This window comes from Ensifer sp. WSM1721, assembly GCF_000513895.2.
Lineage (GTDB): Bacteria > Pseudomonadota > Alphaproteobacteria > Rhizobiales > Rhizobiaceae > Sinorhizobium.
In genome coordinates, this window is sequence record NZ_CP165784.1 from 174,693 (window position 1) to 198,556 (window position 23,864).

13 protein-coding genes and 3 pseudogenes are annotated in these 23,864 nt (G+C 59.6%); 8 read left to right on the forward strand and 8 right to left on the reverse strand.

The genetic code is table 11. From position 1 onward, the window contains the following. Positions 1 to 119: 119 nt before the first annotated feature. From M728_RS26310 to M728_RS26330, 5 genes and pseudogenes are all read left to right on the forward strand, one after another. Positions 120 to 4,084: pseudogene (locus M728_RS26310) on the forward strand (AMP-binding protein); the annotation flags it as partial. Continuing rightward, positions 4,078 to 4,653, forward strand: a complete 576-nt coding sequence (locus tag M728_RS26315; protein ID WP_370906527.1) for a condensation domain-containing protein — start codon at positions 4,078 to 4,080, stop codon at positions 4,651 to 4,653. The pseudogene M728_RS26310 and the gene M728_RS26315, both read left to right, overlap by 7 nt. Further along, entirely contained in the window at positions 4,596 to 5,228 is a 633-nt protein-coding gene (locus tag M728_RS26320) for an AMP-binding protein (RefSeq protein ID WP_370906528.1), read from the forward strand. The genes M728_RS26315 and M728_RS26320 overlap by 58 nt, the downstream gene beginning before the upstream one ends. Next, positions 5,191 to 7,323 (forward strand): AMP-binding protein, encoded by a 2,133-nt coding sequence (locus M728_RS26325; RefSeq protein WP_370906529.1) that lies wholly within the window; start codon positions 5,191 to 5,193, stop codon positions 7,321 to 7,323. The genes M728_RS26320 and M728_RS26325 overlap by 38 nt, the downstream gene beginning before the upstream one ends. 203 nt (positions 7,324 to 7,526) lie before the next feature. After that, a pseudogene (locus M728_RS26330) lies at positions 7,527 to 7,625 on the forward strand (YecA family protein); the annotation flags it as partial. Positions 7,626 to 8,047: 422 nt separating this feature from the next. Here M728_RS26330 and M728_RS26335 read toward each other — a convergent pair. From M728_RS26335 to M728_RS26350, 4 genes are all read right to left on the reverse strand, one after another. Continuing rightward, complete coding sequence (locus tag M728_RS26335; RefSeq protein WP_026622776.1) at positions 8,048 to 8,701, reverse strand: 4'-phosphopantetheinyl transferase; 654 nt, start codon at positions 8,699 to 8,701, stop codon at positions 8,048 to 8,050. A gap of 180 nt (positions 8,702 to 8,881) precedes the next feature. After that, positions 8,882 to 10,273 carry an MATE family efflux transporter gene (locus tag M728_RS26340; RefSeq protein ID WP_034884423.1) on the reverse strand — a complete coding sequence of 464 codons (1,392 nt, stop codon included), beginning with the start codon at positions 10,271 to 10,273 and terminating at the stop codon, positions 8,882 to 8,884. Between the two features lie 17 nt (positions 10,274 to 10,290). Then, the gene (locus M728_RS26345) at positions 10,291 to 16,752 is read right to left on the reverse strand and encodes an amino acid adenylation domain-containing protein (RefSeq protein ID WP_370906530.1); all 6,462 of its coding nucleotides are present in this window, start codon (positions 16,750 to 16,752) and stop codon (positions 10,291 to 10,293) included. Positions 16,753 to 18,203: 1,451 nt separating this feature from the next. After that, entirely contained in the window at positions 18,204 to 18,338 is a 135-nt protein-coding gene (locus M728_RS26350) for a hypothetical protein (RefSeq protein ID WP_256375612.1), read from the reverse strand. A gap of 67 nt (positions 18,339 to 18,405) precedes the next feature. Between M728_RS26350 and M728_RS26355 the strand changes: the two are divergent. Further along, a pseudogene (locus tag M728_RS26355) lies at positions 18,406 to 18,567 on the forward strand (metal ABC transporter solute-binding protein, Zn/Mn family); the annotation flags it as partial. Positions 18,568 to 18,841: 274 nt separating this feature from the next. Beyond that, a complete protein-coding gene (locus M728_RS26360) occupies positions 18,842 to 18,973 on the forward strand; it encodes a hypothetical protein (protein WP_256375611.1) in 132 nt (43 codons plus the stop codon). Here M728_RS26360 and M728_RS26365 read toward each other — a convergent pair. Further along, positions 18,965 to 19,168 (reverse strand): cold-shock protein, encoded by a 204-nt coding sequence (locus M728_RS26365; protein WP_026622772.1) that lies wholly within the window; start codon positions 19,166 to 19,168, stop codon positions 18,965 to 18,967. The genes M728_RS26360 and M728_RS26365 overlap by 9 nt on opposite strands. Before the next feature lie 497 nt (positions 19,169 to 19,665). On the opposite strand from M728_RS26365, the gene M728_RS26370 reads away from it, so the two are divergent. Beyond that, positions 19,666 to 20,685 carry a hypothetical protein gene (locus M728_RS26370; RefSeq protein WP_026622771.1) on the forward strand — a complete coding sequence of 340 codons (1,020 nt, stop codon included), beginning with the start codon at positions 19,666 to 19,668 and terminating at the stop codon, positions 20,683 to 20,685. Positions 20,686 to 20,949: 264 nt separating this feature from the next. Here M728_RS26370 and M728_RS26375 read toward each other — a convergent pair whose 3' ends face one another. The 3 genes from M728_RS26375 to M728_RS26385 form a co-directional block, all read right to left on the reverse strand. Then, complete coding sequence (locus M728_RS26375) at positions 20,950 to 21,546, reverse strand: hypothetical protein (protein WP_156943559.1); 597 nt, start codon at positions 21,544 to 21,546, stop codon at positions 20,950 to 20,952. A 106-nt stretch (positions 21,547 to 21,652) separates the two neighbouring features. Further along, a complete protein-coding gene (locus M728_RS26380) occupies positions 21,653 to 22,120 on the reverse strand; it encodes a transposase (protein ID WP_026622769.1) in 468 nt (155 codons plus the stop codon). 203 nt (positions 22,121 to 22,323) lie between these two features. Next, positions 22,324 to 23,427 (reverse strand): endonuclease/exonuclease/phosphatase family protein, encoded by a 1,104-nt coding sequence (locus M728_RS26385; protein WP_051441040.1) that lies wholly within the window; start codon positions 23,425 to 23,427, stop codon positions 22,324 to 22,326. Positions 23,428 to 23,864: the final 437 nt, after the last annotated feature.

The following is a 23,864-nucleotide window of genomic DNA, read 5'->3' on the forward strand; positions in this document are numbered from 1 at the left end:
TGACCCAACAGGAGATCGACCGGATCGTCGCCACGGTGCCGGGCGGGGTCGCCAACATCCAGGATATCTATGGCCTGTCGCCGCTGCAGGACGGCATTCTGTTCCATCATCTGCTGGCCAGCCAGGGCGATCCGTATCTGCTCGTCAGTGAGATGGCCTTTGCCGATCGCGGTGTGCTGGATCGCTACCTTACTGCGGTCCAACAGGTGGTGGACCGGCACGACATTCTGCGCACGGCCTTTGCCTGGGAGGGGCTGTCGAGCCCGGCCCAGGTGGTCTGGCGCAAGGCGGCCCTGGATGTGAGCGAGGTCGAGCTGGATGAAGATGGCGGTCCCGGTCATGAGCAGCTGAAGCGTCGGTTCGATCCGCGTCAGTATCGCATCGATCTTGGCCAGGCGCCGCTGTTGCGGTTCGTGATCGCGCGCGAGCCGGGCAGCGGGCGCTGGCTGCTGTTGGAGCTGCAGCATCATCTGATCGGCGATCACACGACGCTGGAAGTGATGCATGCCGAAGTGCGGACCGTGCTCGAGGGACGGCGTCATGAGCTGGCAGCTCCGCAGCCGTTCCGCAATCTGGTGGCGCAGGCCCGTCTCGGCGTTTCGTCCGAAGAGCATGAAGCGTTCTTCCGCTCGATGCTGGCCGACATCGACGAGCCGACGCTGCCGTTCGGGCTGATCGAGGTGCATGGCGACGGCAGCGGGGTTGGCGAGGCGCATCGGATGCTGCCGCAGGCGCTGAACGAGCGGCTGCGGGCCCAGGCGCGGCGGCTGGGGGTGAGCTTGGCGAGCCTTTGCCATCTGGCCTGGGGCCAGGTGGTGGCGCTGAGCAGCGGGCGCGAGCAGGTGGTGTTCGCCACGGTGCTGTTCGGCCGCATGCAGGCGGGCACGGGCGCCGACCGCGCGATGGGCCTGTTCATCAACACCCTGCCGGTGCGGCTGGATCTGGATGGGACCGGAGTTGAGGAAAGTCTGCGTATCACCCATGCCCGTGTGGCCGAGCTGCTCACACACGAGCATGCCTCGCTGGCCTTGGCGCAACGCTGCAGCGGCGTTGCAGCGCCGGCGCCGCTGTTCAGCGCGCTGTTGAACTACCGCCACAACACGCCGGCGGCCATGGCCGGCTCGACAACCGATGATGGGCTGTGCGGCGTGGAATGGCTGGGCGGCGAGGAACGCACCAACTATCCGCTGACCTTGTCGGTGGAGGATTTTGGCGAAGCGCTCGGCCTCACCGCGCAGGTGGTCGAGCCGATCTCCGCGGATCGGGTGTGCGGCTACATGCAGCACGCGCTCGAACAGCTGGCGGAGGCATTGGAGCGAGCTCCGAATACGCCAGTGCGAGAGCTCGACATCCTGCCGCCCGAGGAGCGCCGCTACCTGCTGGAGGAGCTGAACCGGACGGAAGCGGACTATCCATCGGATCTGTGCCTGCACGAACTGTTCGAACAACAGGTGCGCCGGACGCCCGAGGCGGTGGCGGTGGTGCATGACGACGAGCGGGTGAGCTATGGCGAACTCAACGCGCGGGCCAACCGGCTGGCCCATCATCTGATCGGCCTCGGGGTGAAGCCCGGCGACCGCATTGCGACAATGCTGGACCGCTCCGTCGCCCTTGTGGTGGCGCAGTTGGCGATCCTGAAGGCGGGCGGAGTTTATGTCCCGATCGATCGCGCTCTTCCACCTGCGCGACAAGAATGGCTGATTGCCGATTGTGCAGCACGCCTGGTGCTCAGCGAGAGTGACGGTGATGATCTGGTTGAGGCCACAATCCCTGTTTTGCCCATTGAGCCGCTGATGGCTGGAACCGGGTCCAGTCCAGATCCTGGCCTGGTATGGAGCGCCGAGGCTGCCGCTTACGTGATGTACACCTCCGGCTCGACCGGCCTTCCCAAAGGAGTTGTTGTGCCTCACCGGGCTGTCAACCGGCTCGTGATCAACAATGGATATGCGCAGTTCGGCTCAAATGATCGTGTGGCGTGGGTGGGCAATCCTGCGTTTGATATCAGTACGCTGGAAGTGTGGGCACCGCTGCTACACGGTTCAAGCCTGATTGTAATTCCTACACGGATGCGCTGCAGCCAGAGGTTCTGCGCAGCCTGGTTCAGCAGCACCGCATTAGGGTCCTGCATTTGACAGCCGGGTTGTTCAGCCAGAGCGCTGATGATTTAGGCCCGGTGCTGGCGAGTTTGCGATTGCTATTGGTCGGCGGCGATGCGGTTGATGTGACAGCAGTAGCTCGGGTTTTGAGCCAGAACAGACCACAGCATCTCTTGCACTGCTACGGCCCGACTGAAACGACGACCTTTGCGACAGTCTGCGAGATCACCGCGATTGATGCGACATCCCGCCGCCGCCTCCCGATCGGCCGTCCGATCGCCAACACGCGGGTGTATCTTCTGGACGGCCATGGTGGGCCGGTTCCGTTCGGGGCGGTGGGTGAGCTCCATATCGGCGGGGCAGGGGTGGCGCGCGGCTACCTCAACCGTCCCGAGCTGACGGCGGAGCGGTTTCTGGCCGATCCGTTCGGCGGCGAGCCGGATGCCCGGATGTACAAGACCGGCGATCTTGCCCGCTACCTGCCGGACGGCAATCTGGAGTTCCTGGGCCGCAACGACGAGCAGGTGAAGATCCGCGGCTTCCGCATCGAGCCGGGCGAGATCGCCGCCCGGCTTTGCGAGCACGCCTGGGTGCGCAAGGCGGTGGTGGTGGCGCACGAGGATCGCGCCGGCGACAAGCGGCTCGTCGCCTATGTCGTGTGTGGACCCGAGGCCGGACCGGACGAGGACGATGGAGGCGGGCTTGCCGGCGCCTTGCGCGCGCATCTGGGCGCGCGGCTGCCGGACTATATGGTGCCATCGGCCTTCGTGCGGTTGGAAGCGCTGCCGCTGACGCCGAACGGCAAGCTCGACCGCAAGGCGCTGCCTTCGCCGGCCGATGATGCCTATGCGCGGCGGGCCTATGAGGCGCCGCAGGGCGCGGTCGAGACGGCCCTGGCCGGGATCTGGCAAGAGCTGCTCGGCGTCGAGCGGGTCGGCCGCCACGACCACTTCTTCGAACTCGGCGGCCACTCGCTGCTGGCGGTGCAGCTGATGGAGCGGCTGCGGCGGCTGTCGCTCGGGGTGGAGGTGCGCACCCTGTTCGCCAGGCCGGTGCTTTGCGATCTGGCCGCAAGCCTTGGCAGCCATCACGAGGTGGCGGTGCCTGCCAACCTGATCGGCGAACAGACCGCGGCGATCACGCCGCAGATGCTGCCGCTGATCGATCTGACCCAACAGGAGATCGACCGGATCGTCGCCACGGTGCCGGGCGGGGTCGCCAACATCCAGGATATCTATGGCCTGTCGCCGCTGCAGGACGGCATTCTGTTCCATCATCTGCTGGCCAGCCAGGGCGATCCGTATCTGCTCGTCAGTGAGATGGCCTTTGCCGATCGCGGTGTGCTGGATCGCTACCTTACTGCGGTCCAACAGGTGGTGGACCGGCACGACATTCTGCGCACGGCCTTTGCCTGGGAGGGGCTGTCGAGCCCGGCCCAGGTGGTCTGGCGCAAGGCGGCCCTGGATGTGAGCGAGGTCGAGCTGGATGAAGATGGCGGTCCCGGTCATGAGCAGCTGAAGCGTCGGTTCGATCCGCGTCAGTATCGCATCGATCTTGGCCAGGCGCCGCTGTTGCGGTTCGTGATCGCGCGCGAGCCGGGCAGCGGGCGCTGGCTGCTGTTGGAGCTGCAGCATCATCTGATCGGCGATCACACGACGCTGGAAGTGATGCATGCCGAAGTGCGGACCGTGCTCGAGGGACGGCGTCATGAGCTGGCAGCTCCGCAGCCGTTCCGCAATCTGGTGGCGCAGGCCCGTCTCGGCGTTTCGTCCGAAGAGCATGAAGCGTTCTTCCGCTCGATGCTGGCCGACATCGACGAGCCGACGCTGCCGTTCGGGCTGATCGAGGTGCATGGCGACGGCAGCGGGGTTGGCGAGGCGCATCGGATGCTGCCGCAGGCGCTGAACGAGCGGCTGCGGGCCCAGGCGCGGCGGCTGGGGGTGAGCTTGGCGAGCCTTTGCCATCTGGCCTGGGGCCGGTGGTGGCGCTGAGCAGCGGGCGCGAGCAGGTGGTGTTCGCCACGGTGCTGTTCGGCCGCATGCAGGCGGGCACGGGCGCCGACCGCGCGATGGGCCTGTTCATCAACACCCTGCCGGTGCGGCTGGATCTGGATGGGACCGGAGTTGAGGAAAGTCTGCGTATCACCCATGCCCGTGTGGCCGAGCTGCTCACACACGAGCATGCCTCGCTGGCCTTGGCGCAACGCTGCAGCGGCGTTGCAGCGCCGGCGCCGCTGTTCAGCGCGCTGTTGAACTACCGCCACAACACGCCGGCGGCCATGGCCGGCTCGACAACCGATGATGGGCTGTGCGGCGTGGAATGGCTGGGCGGCGAGGAACGCACCAACTATCCGCTGACCTTGTCGGTGGAGGATTTTGGCGAAGCGCTCGGCCTCACCGCGCAGGTGGTCGAGCCGATCTCCGCGGATCGGGTGTGCGGCTACATGCAGCACGCGCTCGAACAGCTGGCGGAGGCATTGAGCGAGCTCCGAATACGCCAGTGCGAGAGCTCGACATCCTGCCGCCCGAGGAGCGCCGCTACCTGCTGGAGGAGCTGAACCGGACGGAAGCGGACTATCCATCGGATCTGTGCCTGCACGAACTGTTCGAACAACAGGTGCGCCGGACGCCCGAGGCGGTGGCGGTGGTGCATGACGACGAGCGGGTGAGCTATGGCGAACTCAACGCGCGGGCCAACCGGCTGGCCCATCATCTGATCGGCCTCGGGGTGAAGCCCGGCGACCGCATTGCGACAATGCTGGACCGCTCCGTCGCCCTTGTGGTGGCGCAGTTGGCGATCCTGAAGGCGGGCGGAGTTTATGTCCCGATCGATCGCGCTCTTCCACCTGCGCGACAAGAATGGCTGATTGCCGATTGTGCAGCACGCCTGGTGCTCAGCGAGAGTGACGGTGATGATCTGGTTGAGGCCACAATCCCTGTTTTGCCCATTGAGCCGCTGATGGCTGGAACCGGGTCCAGTCCAGATCCTGGCCTGGTATGGAGCGCCGAGGCTGCCGCTTACGTGATGTACACCTCCGGCTCGACCGGCCTTCCCAAAGGGAGTTGTTGTGCCTCACCGGGCTGTCAACCGGCTCGTGTTCAACAATGGATATGCGCAGTTCGGCTCAAATGATCGTGTGGCGTGGGTGGGCAATCCTGCGTTTGATATCAGTACGCTGGAAGTGTGGGCACCGCTGCTACACGGTTCAAGCCTGATTGTAATTCCCTACACGGATGCGCTGCAGCCAGAGGTTCTGCGCAGCCTGGTTCAGCAGCACCGCATTAGGGTCCTGCATTTGACAGCCGGGTTGTTCAGCCAGAGCGCTGATGATTTAGGCCCGGTGCTGGCGAGTTTGCGATTGCTATTGGTCGGCGGCGATGCGGTTGATGTGACAGCAGTAGCTCGGGTTTTGAGCCAGAACAGACCACAGCATCTCTTGCACTGCTACGGCCCGACTGAAACGACGACCTTTGCGACAGTCTGCGAGATCACCGCGATTGATGCGACATCCCGCCGCCGCCTCCCGATCGGCCGTCCGATCGCCAACACGCGGGTGTATCTTCTGGACGGCCATGGTGGGCCGGTTCCGTTCGGGGCGGTGGGTGAGCTCCATATCGGCGGGGCAGGGGTGGCGCGCGGCTACCTCAACCGTCCCGAGCTGACGGCGGAGCGGTTTCTGGCCGATCCGTTCGGCGGCGAGCCGGATGCCCGGATGTACAAGACCGGCGATCTTGCCCGCTACCTGCCGGACGGCAATCTGGAGTTCCTGGGCCGCAACGACGAGCAGGTGAAGATCCGCGGCTTCCGCATCGAGCCGGGCGAGATCGCCGCGCGGCTTTGCGAGCACGCCTGGGTGCGCGAGGCGGTGGTGGTGGCGCACGAGGATCGCGCCGGCGACAAGCGGCTTGTCGCCTATGTCGTGGCGAAGCCGACGGAAGGATCGCACGAGGCCGATGGCGTGGAGCTTGCGGCCGCGTTGCGGGCCCATCTCAGTCGCCTGCTGCCGGACTACATGGTGCCATCGGCCTTCGTGCGGTTGGAAGCGCTGCCGCTGACGCCGAACGGCAAGCTCGACCGCAAGGCGCTGCCGGTTCCCGACGTTGATGCCTATGCGCGGCGGGCCTACGAGGCGCCGCGCGGCGCGGTCGAGACGCTGCTGGCCGGGATCTGGGAAGAGCTGCTCGGCGTCGAGCGGGTCGGCCGTCACGACAACTTCTTCGAACTCGGCGGCCACTCGCTGCTGGCGGTGCAGTTGCTCGGTCGAACGCTCGCCGTTGGGCTGAAGTTTAGCGCTGCCGATCTCTTCCAAGCCCCTGTTCTGAAGGAACTCGCATCAAAGATTCATTTTCAGCGACAGCCCAGCATTCCGGAAGCGATTTCAGTTCAGGCAACCGGATCACAACCACCGCTCTTCTTTGTTCCCACGGGTTCGGGCGATTGTTCCTATGTCCTCAGTTTGGTGGAGAAAATGGACGTAGACTGTCCCATCTACGCTCTGCCATGGCCGCCTTTCAATGCAGTTTGTCCACAAACTCTTGAAAGATTAGCCGCGGAGGTGATCCTGGCGATTAGAGAGATCCAGCCACGGGGTCCATATCGCTTTGCTGGATACTCATCAGGTGCAATCTTGGCTTATGCAATTGCCCAGCACTTGCTGAGTCTCGATGAAGCTGTATCATTCATCGCTCTCATCGATGTTGCGTTACCCGCAAATCCATCGAGCATATCGCCCACCCAAATGGTACGAGAAGTGCTGCTGGATTCTTTTGAATCCTTAGATGATGAGAGTTTCGGAGTACTGGAACGCTTTGCTGGACAAAGTTCAATTGCCCAGCTTCTTGAAAAGGCAAAGCAAGTTGGGGCGATACCTCTCGATCGTGATCTCCACAACGAGGTTTTGATGTATGAAAAGGCTGCGCAGTTCCAAAGGGCGCTGGACTTGTATAATGTTCCATCCCTGCCGGTTGAGATCCACCAGTTTTATGCCAAAAGGCCTCTCCTCAGCCGTCGGGCGCGACGTCGAAGAAATCCCATGGGTCCTGAGGCAAGTTCACCCATGCGGGGGTGGGACAGGGTTTTGCGTGAGGGGGCCATTCATGCCATACCGGTGCCAGGCGACCACGTGACGATGATGGATGTTCCAGAAAACCGTCGAGTTCTGGCTCGACAGTTATCGATGGCCTTAAACCGCTCATTGACAACAAAAGCTTCGAATCGATTCCGGTAGATCTCGGACAGTACAGTCTCGTCGAATCGACTTTCGTTTCACGACGACGAACGCTCATGGTCTCCACCACGCTTCACGTCGCCAGTCTTCCTTCCAAACGTTGACGTTTGACCAACATCCCAAGAGGCGACGACTGTCGCATCTCTAACTGGCGCATATGTCGCATCTCTAAACTGCCGCTACAGGAGAAAATCGCCTAAGCTAAAGGACCAGCCACCCACAAGGATGTTGCTGCCGTCGCCGAAGCGCTCGTCAATATCCGAACCTACTTCATGCCAAAGCGGGCAAAGCAGAAGTTCTGAAGAAAGTGCTATTGCGATTCCGTCAACACCGAAAGCAGTGGGCTGTTCGTCGCGCTCACGCTTGATCTGAGCAATTCGCGTAGAATGGCCGGATTCATGGTGCCGCTTTGAGATTTCGATAAGCTTGGCCGCAAGCTCCTCAGCGGCGGGGGAATCCGCATTTTTCGTGTTTTGAGCTCTTCGTCGAATAAGCCTTACAGCAATTCTAGGTCGTTCGGAGTGAGGACGTGAAGGTCGCCCCAAGGGAAAGGAAACGTGGGTGAATCTCCTTTCGTCAGTCGATAAGCGGAAGGCTCGCAGGTGCCCCGGCTGGCTGCCGTCGTTATTGTACACCTAATGACGGACGTCGCTGAAAGCCGTAGGTTAATATCCGGGCTCAACGCCCTCTGCCGACCGGTTCAAGCGGCAAAATGGTCACCCTTTTATCGCGGGACCGCAATGAAAACTGCAGTCAGTATAAGTCCGTTTGCAATAAGGAAGCGACCGCGGAGCTCCCGCGGACAATCGTTCGCCGGCACGAGTGTGTGCGGAAGCTGAGCAACAAATGAGCCATCGTCCGGAACGATCGTGATCACGGCATCCTCGAAGCCCAACCATTCACGTGTAAGCGGGAACCACGCCTTAAAGATGCTCTCCTTAGCGCTAAAGAGCAGCCGTCCCCAATTGAGGCGTCCGGACGCGTTGGCAATCCAATATCGCTCCTCGTCACCCGAAACGAGCGACAATACGCCCGAGGGCAGCTCCTCGTCGACTTCTGCATCGATTCCAAGCGCAACGTAGTCTTTCTCCAAGGCCACAGCCGCGGCATAGAATCCACCGCAATGTGTTATGCTGCCCACGATGCCAGTCGGCCAAAGCGGTTCCCGGTGAGGCCCACTTGGGATCGCGCACGGAGGAAAGCCAAGCTTGGACAATGCCGCTCTAGCACAGGTCCGCCCGATCGAGAATTCACGCCTTCTGCTTTTGACCGCGGTGGCGATTGCACTCTCTTCTTCGGCCATCACTTTGACACCGCTACCTTCACTTGCTCGACAAGTCTGCACGGCAACATTTGATGGAAGCAGCGTTTCTATCACCTGAGACTTCCTCGCGCTCTGGCACAAAGTGCTGTTGGGGACCTCATGCAAAATCGCGCTTGCGGCGACGGCGGATTCAGCATTAGCAGCTAAGGGTAGGGATGACCCTCTCATTGGATCCGGCTGGGCCAGTTATAATCCCAAGCAGGTCCTAAATGATCGCCACGTTCGCCCCAGCTCTCAGCGTTCACCGCTCGTTGGCCGGGAAAGGAGCCTACCTTTAAGATCGCGGAACTGCCTGAGCATTACAAATACAGCCAGCAGCCCAGCCAGCAGCTCAGCAGCTGCCTGGCTGATCAATAGTCCTTTGAAGCCCCAAATATCCGGCAACAGTAGTATGGCTGGTACAAAGAGATATCCTTGCCTTGCGAAGGAAACGACCGCGCTCAGACTTGCTCTCCCGAACGACTGAAGCATGGTTATTACAACGTACTGAACACCAAAGAGCCCGAAAAAGAGATGGAACAAGATGCAGGTCGAGACAGCGATTTCAGCCACGTCCTCGCTATCGCTCAAAAGTCGGACGATTGGCCGCGCAAAAATCACGACCACAGCAGAAAAGGTAGCTGAAAATGCAAAGGCCACAGATAGCATGAACTTCGCGGCCTTCTGTGCCCGAGCGAAATCCTGTGCTCCCCAGCTGAAGCCGAGAATCGCCTGGGAGCCTATGCATAGGCCCATGATCGGGAGCGCCCCGATTGTTAACAATCGTGAGGCTATACCCACTGCGGCAATGGAATCGTCGCCGAATGGTGCAGCAGCCCTGTACAAGAGCACGAAAGCAACAGCAGACAACATACCGGTGATGGTTGCGGGAGCTCCAACGGCGGTAATCTGCTTTACGCGGTCGCCCCTCAAAGTGATGTAGGAAGGTCGGACCCGGACAATCCCACGCTGCTTCACGAAATATACGGCGTAGAGGCTGGTGGCGGCGATCTGAGACAACAGTGTTGCGAGCGCCGCGCCGCGAACTTCGAGATCCAGCGAAAAAATTAGGATCGGATCGAGCAGGGCATTTAGCGTAAATGCCGTAATCATGGTCCACATGCTGAATCGAGTGTTACCCTCGGCCCTCACGATGGACCCGTTGACCATGTTCAACAGCATGAGAGTGTAGCCTAATAGGAGCGTCGATGCGTATTCGAGCGCGGCTGGCATTATTGTCCGACTGGCACCGAGCAAAGCGAAAACGTCGCGCAGCCTGAAAAGCAGAGCGACAGTAATTGCGACTCCGATCGGAGCCGCCAGAGCAAGTGCCGAGCTCGCGCCTCGACTCGCCTCCGCTGAATTGCCAGCGCCAAGATTGCGCGACACGAACGAAGCTGTGCCGACACCGATTCCCTGCCCGACTGAGGTGAGCAGGAGTACGATGGGCAAAGTCATGCTGACCGCGGCGATAGCCTGCGCACTGAGTGTCCCCACAAAGATCGCATTCACGAACTGCTGAAGTGCATTCATCGACAAACCAATAATGGAGGGAATGGCGAGCCGCATGATGAGGCGGGAAACCTTGCCGTCCAACAAACTGGTATGCCTTGCCGGTGAAGCCATCCGCTCGCCTTCACCCCTCATCGGTCGCTCCGACGGCCTCATCCGTTATTGCCCGTTTGACCAAATTCTCGAAATGCATCGACAGTCTGTAGGAGTTCCTCGCGCAAGATTGTGCAGAGGTTGCGGGTCGTTTCGTAACCAACTTGTCGTGCATCGTATCTCACTTCGATTTGGAGTTCGCCCGATTGGTACCCGACGCGAAACCAGAAGAGATAATTCATAACAGACTGATCCATATCTTCGCCGATCCACAATGGGTGTGGATCTCTGGACAGCAGGCGGCGCGGATAATGACGTTGGAGTCTCGCTCGATAGTTCACTCCGATGCGGGGTAACGGCAGGCGATCGATCCGCTCCCGCACGGCGGGATGCCGATTCAAGAACTTCAAAGCTCGAAAACCTATGCCCTGGCGCGGCAACGAGGTGCGCTGCTGATATATAGAGCGGGCGCGGTCTGGACGAGACTCCGTTCCGGTAACGTATAACGGAAGCGGCACCAGTTCACCGATATAGCCGATGATTTGAGACGGGTCGATGTCGTCGAATAGCCGTCCCCTGGTCGAAGTGAGGCTGTCAATCCAGAGTGAGTAATTTCCGAAAGCGCGGCCAAATGCCCCCGAAATAGCCGCAAGCAAAAGATCAAAATCCTCGCATTGCGCAGACGCCGCCGCAACCTTGAGAAGTTTCCCCGTTGTCTCCTCGCTGATCCTTAGATGATACGTGGCCTGGTCTTTCCAAAGCGGCCTGCAGAATTCTTCATCGATATGTTCCTCAGAGCCTACATAGTGGAGCCACCTCGCAGTTTGAGCTGAAAACCCCGCCGCATTCGTCCCAGAATCGCTCACACTTATGTCAAACAGGTCGTACCGTAGGCCCTCCCAATGCTCGAGCTCGGTTACCGCTTCGCCATTCGCGTAATTATCCAGTCGCTGCAGCCATTGAGACAGGGTCGTCGTATCCGGATCTGCAGCAGTCCGACCAGCGGCAAACGAATCATAAGCTGCCTCGAGTGCATTCAGGAACAGTCTGTATCCAACCCCGTCTGCTACAAAGTGGTGCAGCAGAACGAGCAAATAGTAATCGCCACTCTCCGATGTCCGGAAGGCTGAGACTCTGATAAGAGGTGTCCGACCGTCAAATCGAAATATGCGCTGACGCTCCGCGCAGGCTTGCTCAATGGCCGTGAGTTGTTGCGCTGTGGCCATACCGACAAGGTTAATTTCTTCTACGATGGGATCTGGTATCGATCCGATTACCTGAGATAAGCCGCTCTCCGTTTCAGCGATTCGGAGCCTCAGTGCTTCCTCCCGGCCGATAACATGCGCAAGTGCACGTTCAAGAATGGAGACATTCAAGATGCCGGCGGGCATGAAGAAGAGATCAACAATATTGTAGTGCTCGCCGATTCCGACACAACTATTCCAATGTGAGATCGCAGGGGTTACTGGCATCGGTCCATCGGAAGCCGCTAAAGCAGATGTCGCGGCCGACGTTTGGCACGTTGCAAGTTCCCGGATGGTTGGTGTCTGATGCAGTTGGTTGACTGTTAAGCTCAGTCCCGCTTTACGCGCCAGTGTCACGCACCGCACACTCAGAAGCGAATTTCCACCGATATCAAAGAAGCTATCATCGATACCAATAGATTTAGCGCCCAACAGTTCTTGCCAGATACCGGCGAGGAGTCGCTCCCTCTCGGTCCGTGGCTCAGCGGGCTCGGTCTTTTGCATTGCGCGGGATGAGACGAAAGGGAGACGAGCCCGATCTATCTTCCCGTTCGCTGTGAGCGGCATACGTCGCACCATCTGAACATCCGATGGGATCATGTAAGATGGGAGTGTCTGCCGCAGATGGCTCACAATGTCTCCTGAGGTCAGGCTGTCGTCATCTGGCGCCACGAGCGCAACCAGTCGCCGATCATCATCCTTGCCCTCTACAAAGACGGCGGCCTGCGCGATGGCAGGATGAGATCCGAGCGCCGTCTCGATTTCCTCGAGCTCAATTCGGAAACCCCGAAGCTGAATTTGGTTATCCGCTCGACCACAAATCTCCAGAAGACCTTTGCCTGAAATGCGGGCGATATCACCACTCCGATAAAGGACGCTGTATTGACCTTCATCGTATGGATTTGGAACGAAACAGTGCTTTGTTCGCTCTGGATTCTTCCAATATCCAGCGCTCACGCAGCGTCCTGCCACACAGAGTTCACCTGCGACTCCGACGGGAACCCGTTTCAACTGTGCGTCAAGGACGTACATTCTCACATTATCGATCGGGCGCCCGACGGGCACAGCTGAAGAGCCATCGTCGGCGTCCGTTGTTCCGTACACCGCTGCATTAGACGCGCACTCCGTAGTGCCATAAAAATTCCATAGCGGCACATCCGGAAAGCACTCTCGCCAACGAGGAGGAAGCGATGCCGGCATCGGTTCAGCGCTGCTTGTAACCAGGCGCAGGTTGGTCAATTTCTGCAGTCGCTTTTGAGCGGCAATTAAACCGGACAGAATAGGCGGTGAGGCAGACAACCACGTGACGTGATGCCGTGCCAACTCACTCAACAAGAGGTCGGGGTCGTGCAACTGCTCTTGCGTCAGAATGAGCGTGGGCACCCCCTTCAGAAGCCCTCCAAAATACTCCCATGCCGCAGCAACAAGTCCCGCTGACTTCTGTACGGCCATAACGTCGAAGCGATCAAAGGGGAAGCATCGCCACATCCAGTTCAGTCGATTGAGTATTGCGGATTCCGGTATGACAACGCCCTTCGCCTTACCCGTCGAGGATGAGGTATATATCAGGCTGGCTGCGCCCTTACCGGGCAATTCGATCGTTCGGTGCGTGGCCCGGCCAGGAGCGCGTCCGGCCTGCAGGGTAGACAGGCTAACGCACGGCACACCAAAATGGACCTCTTTGTCCTCGCGAGCGCGAACAAGCAGGCTCGCGCCACTGTCCCTCACGATATGGCCGACCCGTTCCTCCGGGTAATCTGGCGATATAGGCACGACAGTTGCCTGCAAATCCCGGATGGCCAAAGTCGTGGCCGCTACATCAGGCGACCTGTCGACCAGCATGGCAACGATGTCACCCGGCCCCACCCCGCACGTTCGCAGAACGGACTGGATCGTAGCCATGCGTTCGCGCAGATGGCCAAACGTGATTGCTCCGAACTCGCCGAAGTAAGCCACCCGATCGATGTTTGAAGCGCTCACCTGATCGAACGCTTCCACAAGTGAAGGCTCGTTCTCATATGACCGCTCATCACCCTTGAGCGAGTTTAGAATGGCGACTTCCGACGGGCTGAGGCTGCTCAGCGTGACAATCGGCTCGGCCGACCTCTCGACACAGGCAGCAAGGAGATGGCGAAGATTATCGGCCATGCGGGCGATCACATCGCTCGAAAATACGTCTTCCGCGTAAGCCAGTTGCAACGCAATTGCATCGCCTTCGTCTTGCGCGTACAGCGTAAGGTCGAATTTCACATAACCTGTGTCGTATTCGCGAAAAGTCAGTTCCAAATCGCGCTTGGCAGGAGGTTCCGCGGGCTCGGAGTACATGTTGAACATGACTTGGAAGATCGGTGATCGACCGGGCTCGCGGTGGAATCGGGTATCTCTGACCATCCAGCTAAATGGATACGCCGAGTTCGCGATGGCATCGCTTATGAGGTTATGCACGTGATTTACGTGAGCCGCGAAGGACTTATTGACGTCGATCGTGGTTCGAATTGGCAGCATGTTGAGGAAAAATCCTACGATCTCCTCGGTGCCGGGCTGGCTGCGCACCACATGCGGTATACCAACAATCACATCGTCTTGGCCGCTATACATCCGCAACAGCAGCTTGAAGCATGCCAATAGGATCGTGGAAGTCGTGCACCTGTGCCGGCGCGCAAAATCTCGCACTTGATCAGACACTTCGCCGCCAAGGAGAATCGCATGCGAGTTCCCGCGGTAGGAGCTTACTTTCGACCGCAGTCGATTCCAGAGCGAAAGTACAGGAGGATTGTCGCCTAGCTGACGACGCCAATAGCGCCGCTGATCACTCAGCGACTTCGGTGTAAGATGTACACTTTCCCAGAGCGCATAGGTCGAGAGCGATGGGCGATCTGGTGGAGAGACGGCAGCGGGATTGGAGTATCTCGTCTGTAAATCTCTGAGCAGAACAGAGATTGACCATGCATCTATGATGATTTCGTGTGCGGTGATCAGCATGAGATGATCGTCGGCGCCAAGACGGATCAGGCGCGCACGAAACAAATGGCCCTGACTGAGATCAAAGGGATTGTTGAGCTCCTTCCGCCGCAGCTCCGCCAAAAGCTCCTCGGCCTCCTCTTGAGGCAGGTGAGTGGCGTCCACCAACTCTATCTCGGATCTCTGCGGATCATCAAAAATCTGAACGGGCCCATCTTCGTCGATGAAACGTGCCGACAGCGCGTCATGCGCCTGAACAACATCGTTCCAGGCTTTATTGAATGCGATTGGGTCGACAGCACCTCGGATACGCATACCACCCTGAATGAGGTAATTTTTCGCGGTCGGATAGAGCTGCCAGAGAAACCAAAGATGTTCTTGCACTCGCGTCAGGGGCGCTCGTCTGAGCTTCCCACAGGGGGGAAGCACGTTCTTTGTCGTTTCGGATTGGCTTGATATCGATAATGCAAGCGACCTGATGGTCCCATTCAGAACAATCCTGAAATCCGCATTTGCTCCGAGCTGCCTCTGAATCTGAGCCAATATAAGTACCGCGCGGAGCGAGTCGCCCCCAAGATCCATGAATTGGTCGTTGACACCGATGCCTTCGATCCGAAGAACGCTGGACCAAATATCTCGTAATGTGCTTTCCAGCTCCGTCTTTGGTTGCTCGAGCGGACTCTGCAGCTCCGGGCGAACGGTTGTCGGATCTGGCAGTAACGCGAGATCTACCTTCCCGTTTCGGGTGATCGGCATCCGGTCGACACGAATGAGTCGCTCCGGAAGCATGTAGGTAGGAAGTGTTTCGGCAGCAAAGCTCCGGAGTTCACCCTCTGAAAGTTCGGCAGGAGCCGACACATAGGCCAGTATTCGTCTTGGCCCAGTTTCTCGGCCGGCGTGGGTTATTTCCCGAGCCGTCAGCTTCACGCTCTGGTTTACCGGTGTGACAGCAACGGCGGCACTTACCAAAGGATGAGCGCAGAGGCGAGACTCGATTTCTCCAAGTTCGATCCGGTGCCCCCGGATCTTGATCTGACGATCTCGTCTACCAAGACACTCCAGCAGGCCATCTGCCCTGATGCGTCCGAGATCGCCGGTCTTGTAGAGCTGCCGATAAGATGGATGGTCCGAGAACGGGTTCGACAAAAAGACGTCTTTGGTACGCACGCCATCGTTGATGTATCCATCTGCGACACCGACCCCACTAACGCAGATCTCGCCAACTTCTCCCGTCTTGCACAGACGCGATCCATTGACGACATAAACCCTGAGATTGGCAATAGGCTTACCGATGGGCAAATAGGTTTCAGCTGTACTGGGCGGGAGAGATATCAAATGGTGTGTAACCCCATCCGCACATTCGGTCGGTCCGTAGTGATTGAGAATTGGGACTCGAGGAAAGAGTGTCAGCCACCCGTGCGCCAAGGCAGGCGTCAGCGGCTCGCCCACCGTGGAGACCATGCGCAACGCACGAAGAAACCGCTCCTTGACTGAGAGTGACTGGAGATACTCAACGAACACGGCTAGCACCGATGGAACGAATTGGGCAATCGTGACGCGATTAGCCTGCAGTGCCCGAAGAAGGGCCGTCGGAGATCTCACTGTCGAATCATCAATGATCGCGACGCAACTGCCGACACATAGCCCTGCCAAAAGCTGCCACAGCGAGATGTCAAAGCTATGCGAGGCAGTTTGTGCGACACAGTCCTTCTCACTTAGCTCGAGCGCATCCATCTTGGCCCTCAAGTGATTGTTTAGGCCTGCGCGCTTGACCATCACCCCCTTGGGTCTCCCCGTCGAACCGGACGTAAACAGAATGTAGGCGAGATGGCCCTCAGCCAAAGCTGGCATTCCAGGAGAGGCAGGGCCACCGTGTAGCGCCGTCTGCACCGTCAAGAATTGTCGGCGGCCGTTGCTGTTTTCCTGAAAGAGGCCAAGCTCTTCCGGTCTTTCCGGCCCGACAATCAGAGTGCATCCACTCTGCTCGATCATGAAAGAAATGCGGGAGGTCGGCAAAGATGGATCGAGCGGCAAATATGTCGAGCCGCTTTTGAGAATTGCGATTACCGTGGCTGCCCAATGGGGGTTTCGGTCACCGAAATACCCCACGATTCTACCCTCTGCGCTGTGCTCTCGTAGGGTGCTTGCAATTTTATCCGACAGCAGTCGCAACTCACCATATGTGAGTTCTTCCGCGCCATGCTTAATCGCTATCCTGTCTGGGAACGACGCCGCAATTTCATCGATAGACGCAACTACATCGATGAGCTGACTTATGACAGATTCGGACTTGGCAGTCCCTACTTCGTTGAGCATTAGTCGTCCTTGGGGGCAAGGCAGATCAATAGGTTGGTTCGTAGTTCCTGCGAGGGAGCTTCAAAAGTCATGCCAACTACGCAAAGAGGCGCTTAAAGCCAAAATTTGCCGTGAATCATCAATGGCTTAAATGAAAGTTAGCCAAGAGATCAGGTCGAAAAGCGCCGTGTTGCAAACTCGACAAAGCCACAGCAGGGCGGCTACTCGTGTTTTTGCCGGGAACAGCGGGCAGGGATATCAACTAACGACATTGAGTGCAGGCTGCGACATCGGTCCAGGTAAGTGTTGCGGCCATCCTCCGTTTCCGCCATTGCTGTGAGACGTGGACACGAAACCTGCGGGGATCTGTCGCAACGTCCTGCTCACCGGTGTGGCAGAATAGACCGCGCGAACCAGTGAGGGGGCAACTACAGCTTACCGAAGGCTGCTTTGCGACGCAGGCGGCTGAAATTGGGGGACCGGCTGACAACGCGAACGTGCCTCATGCACTTCGGCTGTCTATCAGCACGCGATGAAGAGTTTGATGCGCTTCATCGTATGCATCCCGTCGCAGGCTCAAGATGTCGAATCTGCATTCGCCGACGCCGCGGTCATCGGGGGGAGAAAGGGTTAACTCGCTTTTCCTTTTGGCTTGAGCCAACGCATCTGAACGGGCCTTTGGCACGGGATTCTTGCCTGCGCTGCCACGTCAGTGTCATGGTCATCGTACCAACTGCGACTTAGGCAAGATCCTCGGGCTTAGCGCCCGGCACCGTCACCCAGAGGTTTGCGCGAATTTATGTGTGGCGTGGCGACAAGAATCAGGCTGCGCTGCAGCCGAGGCTGCGGCTGAACGGCAGCCAAGAAGCGCGATCTGTCGCTAGACCACATTCGAGACCACGAGACGGACGATGAGCGCGAGCGTCGAGAGGGTCAGGAAGTAGATCATCGGCTTACCGGCGAACGTCGCAATCGGGCGAAAACACGCACTTTACTGCTATGTAGAAACAACCTCCGGCCATTGACAACCTTCTGAACGTCGGTTGCCGCGCCCCAATCGACTATCCAAGTCTTACATCTCGGACCTCGGCTAATTGGATGGGCGCATCCGGCAGCGATCCGCTCGATCACCGATTGGCGCACATTTGAGACCCGAGCAAGCTTGCGCAACTCGCCTCTGCGCTCTCGCGGCGTTTCCTCGGATGACGCAAGAGTAGCCGCTCAAATCAGGCATCTGCGGATCGACAAAGGCGTGGCTCCCGAGGACGCGGGAAGATCATCGAGCGATAGTGGGCGGTGGGCCCAGATAGCATCTGTTCAAGGTCGGAGGAGATCGAAGCTCGTAGACAAGGGATCGCTTCGGTCTCGAACGGGTGCGGTCGTCGACTAAGCGCCCCTTCGTATTGGCTAAGCGCAGTGTCACACCCTCGACAATATCGGATACAGAACAAGGCGCATGAATGCTATCATTGTTATAAAACAATGTTGCGGTGGGGCACGATATGTGCTCCACCGTCGGCTTCGTCGCCGTTGTGGTATGCGAAAGTGATCTCGATCGTGCCATCGTCGAGCAGTTCGGCATGTCCGTCACCCGAGACTTCGTCCATTTCGTCGCATCCTGCCCATGTGAAGGAGACCACGGACGTCCTGTAGTCGAGATCGAGGCCCGCTTGCAATCCGCGTCTGATCGAGCAGATCGCCAGCGAGACCGGCCTGAGGGTGGGTGGCACGCTCTACTCGGATGCTCTGTCCGGGCCGGACGGTCCCGCATCCACCTATATCGACATGTTCCGCAACAATGTGGAGACCATCAACGCAGCCATTCTCGGCAGCTGATGGCGTGGTGTGGCCTGCCCGACCATGGGGTCGGTCAGGCTCTCTCACCGGGACCAATCAAGCAAATCGGATGTGATCGGGACATGATGGGCGGCCTGTTCAAGCGGCGCAAAGTCGTGCGTGATGTCGCGGAGAATGACATGAGAAGGTTCTATGATCCCGTGCCTGATGAAGGCGCTTTTCCTCACACTTGCGCTCGCAGCGCCGGTATCGCCAGCTTTGCCCGCGCAGAAACGTTGGAAGCGGCGGGGGCCACGGGAAGTCGCATTGGCACATGGTGAATGCGAGCGGCAAAATTGAAGAGGTGGGCAAGCCACTCGCCTGGCCGCGCCCGCTCCTTTTTCCGAAAGCCGCCGCGCATGTGCGCAAACGCCTGTTCGCCTCTGCGATCGCGAAATCAAACTGATCTGACGTTCTCAGCTTTAGACTTTCCGGTCTTGCGATCCTGTCCCAGGTCATAGCTGACCTTCTGGCCGTCACGAAGCGCATTGCCACTCTGTACGGCCGAGATATGGACGAACACGTCCGCTCCGCCATTATCGGGCGTGATGAAGCCAAAGCCCTTGTCCTGATTGAAGAATTTAACGGTCCCGGTCGGCATGAACATCCCCGTGTGCTGCGGCCTCGGCGCCGCCGGTGAAGTCTATTCGCTGCTGACGACGCCCGCAACCGCGCAGGCGCAGGATTCCGCGGATTTGTCGCAACGACGGTTGTAGCCGGTCTCAGCTAGGCTCGAGGCAAAACCTCGCCATGGGCAGCGTTGCCTCGTTTTTCGTCAACTAGGCGGGAAGTTATGGTGCGATGACACCCCGCCAGCTCATCAGCACCTGGGAAATCATCGTCCGGCGCAACGGGTGTACCGCGGCGGCGACGGTTGAACCGAGGACCTCGCCCGCGTTGGTGAGTGCAGCTTTGACGGTCTGAACGCCGTAGGAAAAGCGGACCATGCAAGCGGAACCGGCACCATTATCTGCGCGACGAAGTACTGCTTGGGCGATCCTCTGGGCTTATCTTCACTGCGTCTTGGCGCGCGATGCATTTCGCGCTACGGCTTCCGTCTGCAAGCGCTGGCAATTGTCGCAAAGGAGAAGCGCGCAAATGGACGGGCTCGTTACATTCGAGATCGCGGGCGATGACGGTATTTTCCGTCACGGCGACGCATATGGCGCGATCGTCGACGAACTCGACACCGCGCTCGATCGTCGCGAAAGCGGGGGCCTCTCTCAGGCCAGGTATCTTTCGGCCTTGCGAGACATTGTCGAACGTCATCCCCATTTCATCGATGGCCATGCCCATCTCGGATCCGCTCTCCTGGAACAGGGCAAACCGAAGGCTGCGTTGGAATCCTGCCTGCGCGGCCTGCAACTGGGCGAGAACGCCATCCCCGGTGGCTTTGCAGGTACGATCGAATGGGGTTTTCTTGAGAACCGGCCGTTCCTGCGGGCCGCCCATGGCGCCATGCTTTGCCGCCTGCACCTTGGACAGCGCAAAGAGGCGCTGGCGTTGATGGAGAAGATGCTGGCATGGAACCCGAACGACAACCAGGGCGTCCGCTTCCTGATCGGCTCGGAATATCTGCGCGCCGGCATGACGGCGAAGGCGTCTGGCATCTTCAGGAACGAGGCCGATCAGTACCCGCCCTACCACTACGAAACGGGACTGCTCCACTTCCAGGCAGGCAACCTGATTGCGGCGGCTACGAGCCTGCGTCGCGGCTTTGTGGCGAACGGCTATGTCGCCGAAATACTGAGCGGAAACCCGGATCCGATGCCGCTCGTGATCTGGCACCAGTCGAACCTCGCGGAGCCAGAGGTTGCGCATGACCATATCGCGCAGTGCGGCGAGCTGTGGCGGACGACGGAGGGAGCCATCGCGTTCCTGCGCTGGCTCCATACGCATCCGAAAGTCATGGCGGAACGCGCGGCCGTGTTCGAGTGCATGGAAGCTTTGCTTTGGGAGAACGACATCGATCGGCGCAGGAAGCTGCTCGACCGGCAGGACGCGGCTGTCGCGGCTATTGATGATCGGTTGTCGACGGACATCGTGGTCGAACGCTCCGACCGTCATGGTCGATCTGTATTGCCCTGGCTTTATCTGCAAACACGGCCGCGGCTCTGAAAGGATCGGATCCAAGCGCGGCGGCGCTTGCGGCTTTCGGCGAGGTCGAAGCGAGCGCAAGATCGGGTCAGCGCGAACGAAATACTTGTCGCGCAAATCCTTGATCGCATGCAACTCGTTAAGAGCCGGTGAACGCGCTCCTCTACGAGTCACTTAAAGAGGTCGTGCGAAGTCAGGCGCTGCGATCGAGGCGGAGCCTCTATCTCTGGAATTGTTGCTGCCGCCATTCATGCCTGCCTGTTATCGGGTAGAAGCCGCCGTAAACTAGGTCGACGGGAGCCGCGCCAGCATCTCTCTTAGCTGAGCATTCTCCGCTTGAAGGCGAGATCGCCACAAGACTTTCAGGTGCCGGTTTTCTGTCTCGAGCGCGTCCAGTTCATCGAAACCGGTTTGCCCTGATTGAGCGGCAGGGCGGACTTTGGGCGGCGTCTTCCTCCCAGGCTTTGACCTCTTCAAAGCAGCGGCGCGCTTCACCGGGTTGGCGTGTTCGGTCTCCTCAGGTGCGGACACTGGTACCGTCATCACCACCGGTGCGTCATCCGTCTCCGCCGGTGGTCGTGCCGCGTCAGCCTGCGGTGTCGGCATCACGTCTATCGCTGGATCGCCGGAAGGCGCCGCGGGTGGTCGATCGATCGGCTTGTCAATCGTCTCGAGGATCCTAGCCGCTGGCCGGACCGGGACCATCGGTGGCCGTTCCGCTGCGCGCTCCGCGTCGGTTCGCCCGCCGGTGCTCGGAAGATCGGATTCCACCGCACGAGCGATGGCCTTGAGATCGGTGTCACCCCAGATCGAGGCACTTGCCCCTCTTGCCTGACGCCGGTTCGACTTGAATTCGACAACGAAGTTTCGTCGTGTTTTCATGCAGAAGCATATCCGAAGAAAAGGAAGTTGGTCCCCGACATTGCGGGTCCTGCGGAAGACATAAGTGAGAGCGCGCGCTTTTACAACGCGGGCGCCGTGGCGCGGCTCAATCCAGACCAAGCCGCTTGCGAAGTTCGGCGTTTTCGGCACGCAGTTTGTCCGCGAGCTTCGTGCGCAGCCGCATGTTTTCCTCCTCGAGTGCGACCAGATCCGCCAGCGTGTCAACGCCGGCGCTTGCTTCGGCTTTGGCGACTGGCTCCTCCGCCGCGCCGGCAGCACGTTTCCACTGGTAATAAGTCTGCTCGGAAATGCCGGCTTCCTTGATCGCCGCCTTCAGAGTTTCGCCCGCTGACGCGCGGACCTCGATTTGCGAGAGCTTTTCGGCCCGTTCGGTATCGGAATAGCGGTGCGGTTTTGCATTGCCGGAAACGGGCTCCGCCTTCTTAGCCTTCGTTCGCGGAGTCCTGCTCTTCCCGTTCGCCGATGACGCCCGCTTGGCTGGCGCAGGTGCGGTTCCATCGGTTTCGGTCACGGTCAAAGGCTGGGGCTGTTCGAGGTTTTCTTCGTCCGCCATGGTAAGCTCCCGGTTGGAGACTTCTTTTCAATCGGTTGAAGCGGCGAGTCAACAGGATGTGCTCGGAATTCCGCATGAACGTTTCCCAAGCTCCGCCAACGGCGTGCCGCTATTCGCCGAGGGGGCGCGGGTCCTCCGGACCGGTGTTGCCGCTATCTTGGACGACGGCCAGTCTGGGGCCCGATGTGTCCGCAAATCAATCCTCACGGCCGCGAAACCAGATCGATCATGACCGGCCAATGATCGGAAACGCCGCTGCCGCTTGCGGCATCGAAACGCCTGGGCGACACGTAGCCCTGACTATTGGTCTCAATCTGCTCGCCCGTTCCGACTAAGGTCCGGAAGGCGCCAAGGTTGGCGAACCAGCCGGACGTTGAAGGCTGTTCGGCAAGCATGTTTTCCGAAACGAGGAAGAAATCGAGATAGGACCAGGTGAACCACGTGCCGAAACTGCGGTCCGTATGCTTGTTGCTTCCCGGCTCCTCGCAGCCAGCGCGCACGGCGGGCGGCACACCCCATTTTCCATGCCTCACGATGCGCTCGAACAGCGCGCCTTGGGTTTCGCTGCAGTTGAAGTTGAAGTCGCCGCCGGCAATCGCAAGCGCATCGGCGGGAAGAAGCGCGCGAATCCGATTGAGCTCGGCAGCGGCGCGCTGGCGGCAGATCAGCGGATTGCTTCCGGACGGGAAGTGAACGCCGAAGACGTGCAGCACCTTGCCGTCCGGCAACGCAAGCGGCGCTTCGATGATGTCGCGCGTTCCGCCACACAGCTCCTTGTCGTTGCCGAAATCGATCGGATGCGCCGTCGCCGGGGCGGAAAGGGCAAAGCGGCTGAGGATCGCAACGTCGATGCCGCGATCGTCGGTGACCGACGTCGTGTCGAGTTGCACGATCGTGTCGTAGCGGCGATCCTCAGGCAGCGCCGCGTTGAGGCGTTGGACGATCGCCAGATTTTCCGTTTCCGGCATGATGAGAATATCCGGCGTCGGGCTGGCCGCTGTCAGTACCGCCGCGAGAGCGTTCAACTTCGTCGTCAACACCGCCTCGCTCCAGTCGAGCGAGATGCACTGCCTGATATAGAAATCGCTGTCGTTGTTGGCGCGGCACTTCGCCTCGTGATCGGGGCTTGCCCGCTTGACCGCCAGAGGCAGGTAGGTGTCGTCGCCGCCATTGGCCGCATCGTCCTCAGTGTCAAAGAGGTTCTCGGCATTGAAGGCCATGACACTCACGCGATGGAAATCCTGCGCGGCGGCCATCGTGATGCCACCGGAAAGGATCGCAGTCGCAAGCAGAAAAGTCCTCACCATCAAAACACCCCCGCAGCCGTGGCAAAGCTTGTAACGCTACTTATGGTACAGGGCAATGTCGCGTTGATGACGCAAAGGTTGGGCGTTACCTCCCGCACCGGACTGCCGGCGACGCTGAAGCCAGTCTCATCCTTCGGGCGGCCATCCCTGACGCGGTCTGACGGGTCGCCACGGAAGGACGCGCGGATGTTCGCCATCCTGAGAACATGGTTTGAGCGCCGCCGCGACATTTGCCAGCGATGGCACGCCGATGCCCGGCGCCTCGTCGCGATCGATGAGCCCGGCGCCTATTACGCGGCGCAACGCTTGGCCGCTCGCACACACACGGGGCACCCGGAGAGTCCGTTCATTGGGCCAATGTCGCCGCGGAGGTCGCCCGGATCAGCCCGCGGGCGGAGATGGATTTCGCGACGGTCGTGGCGATCGCCGACGAGGAG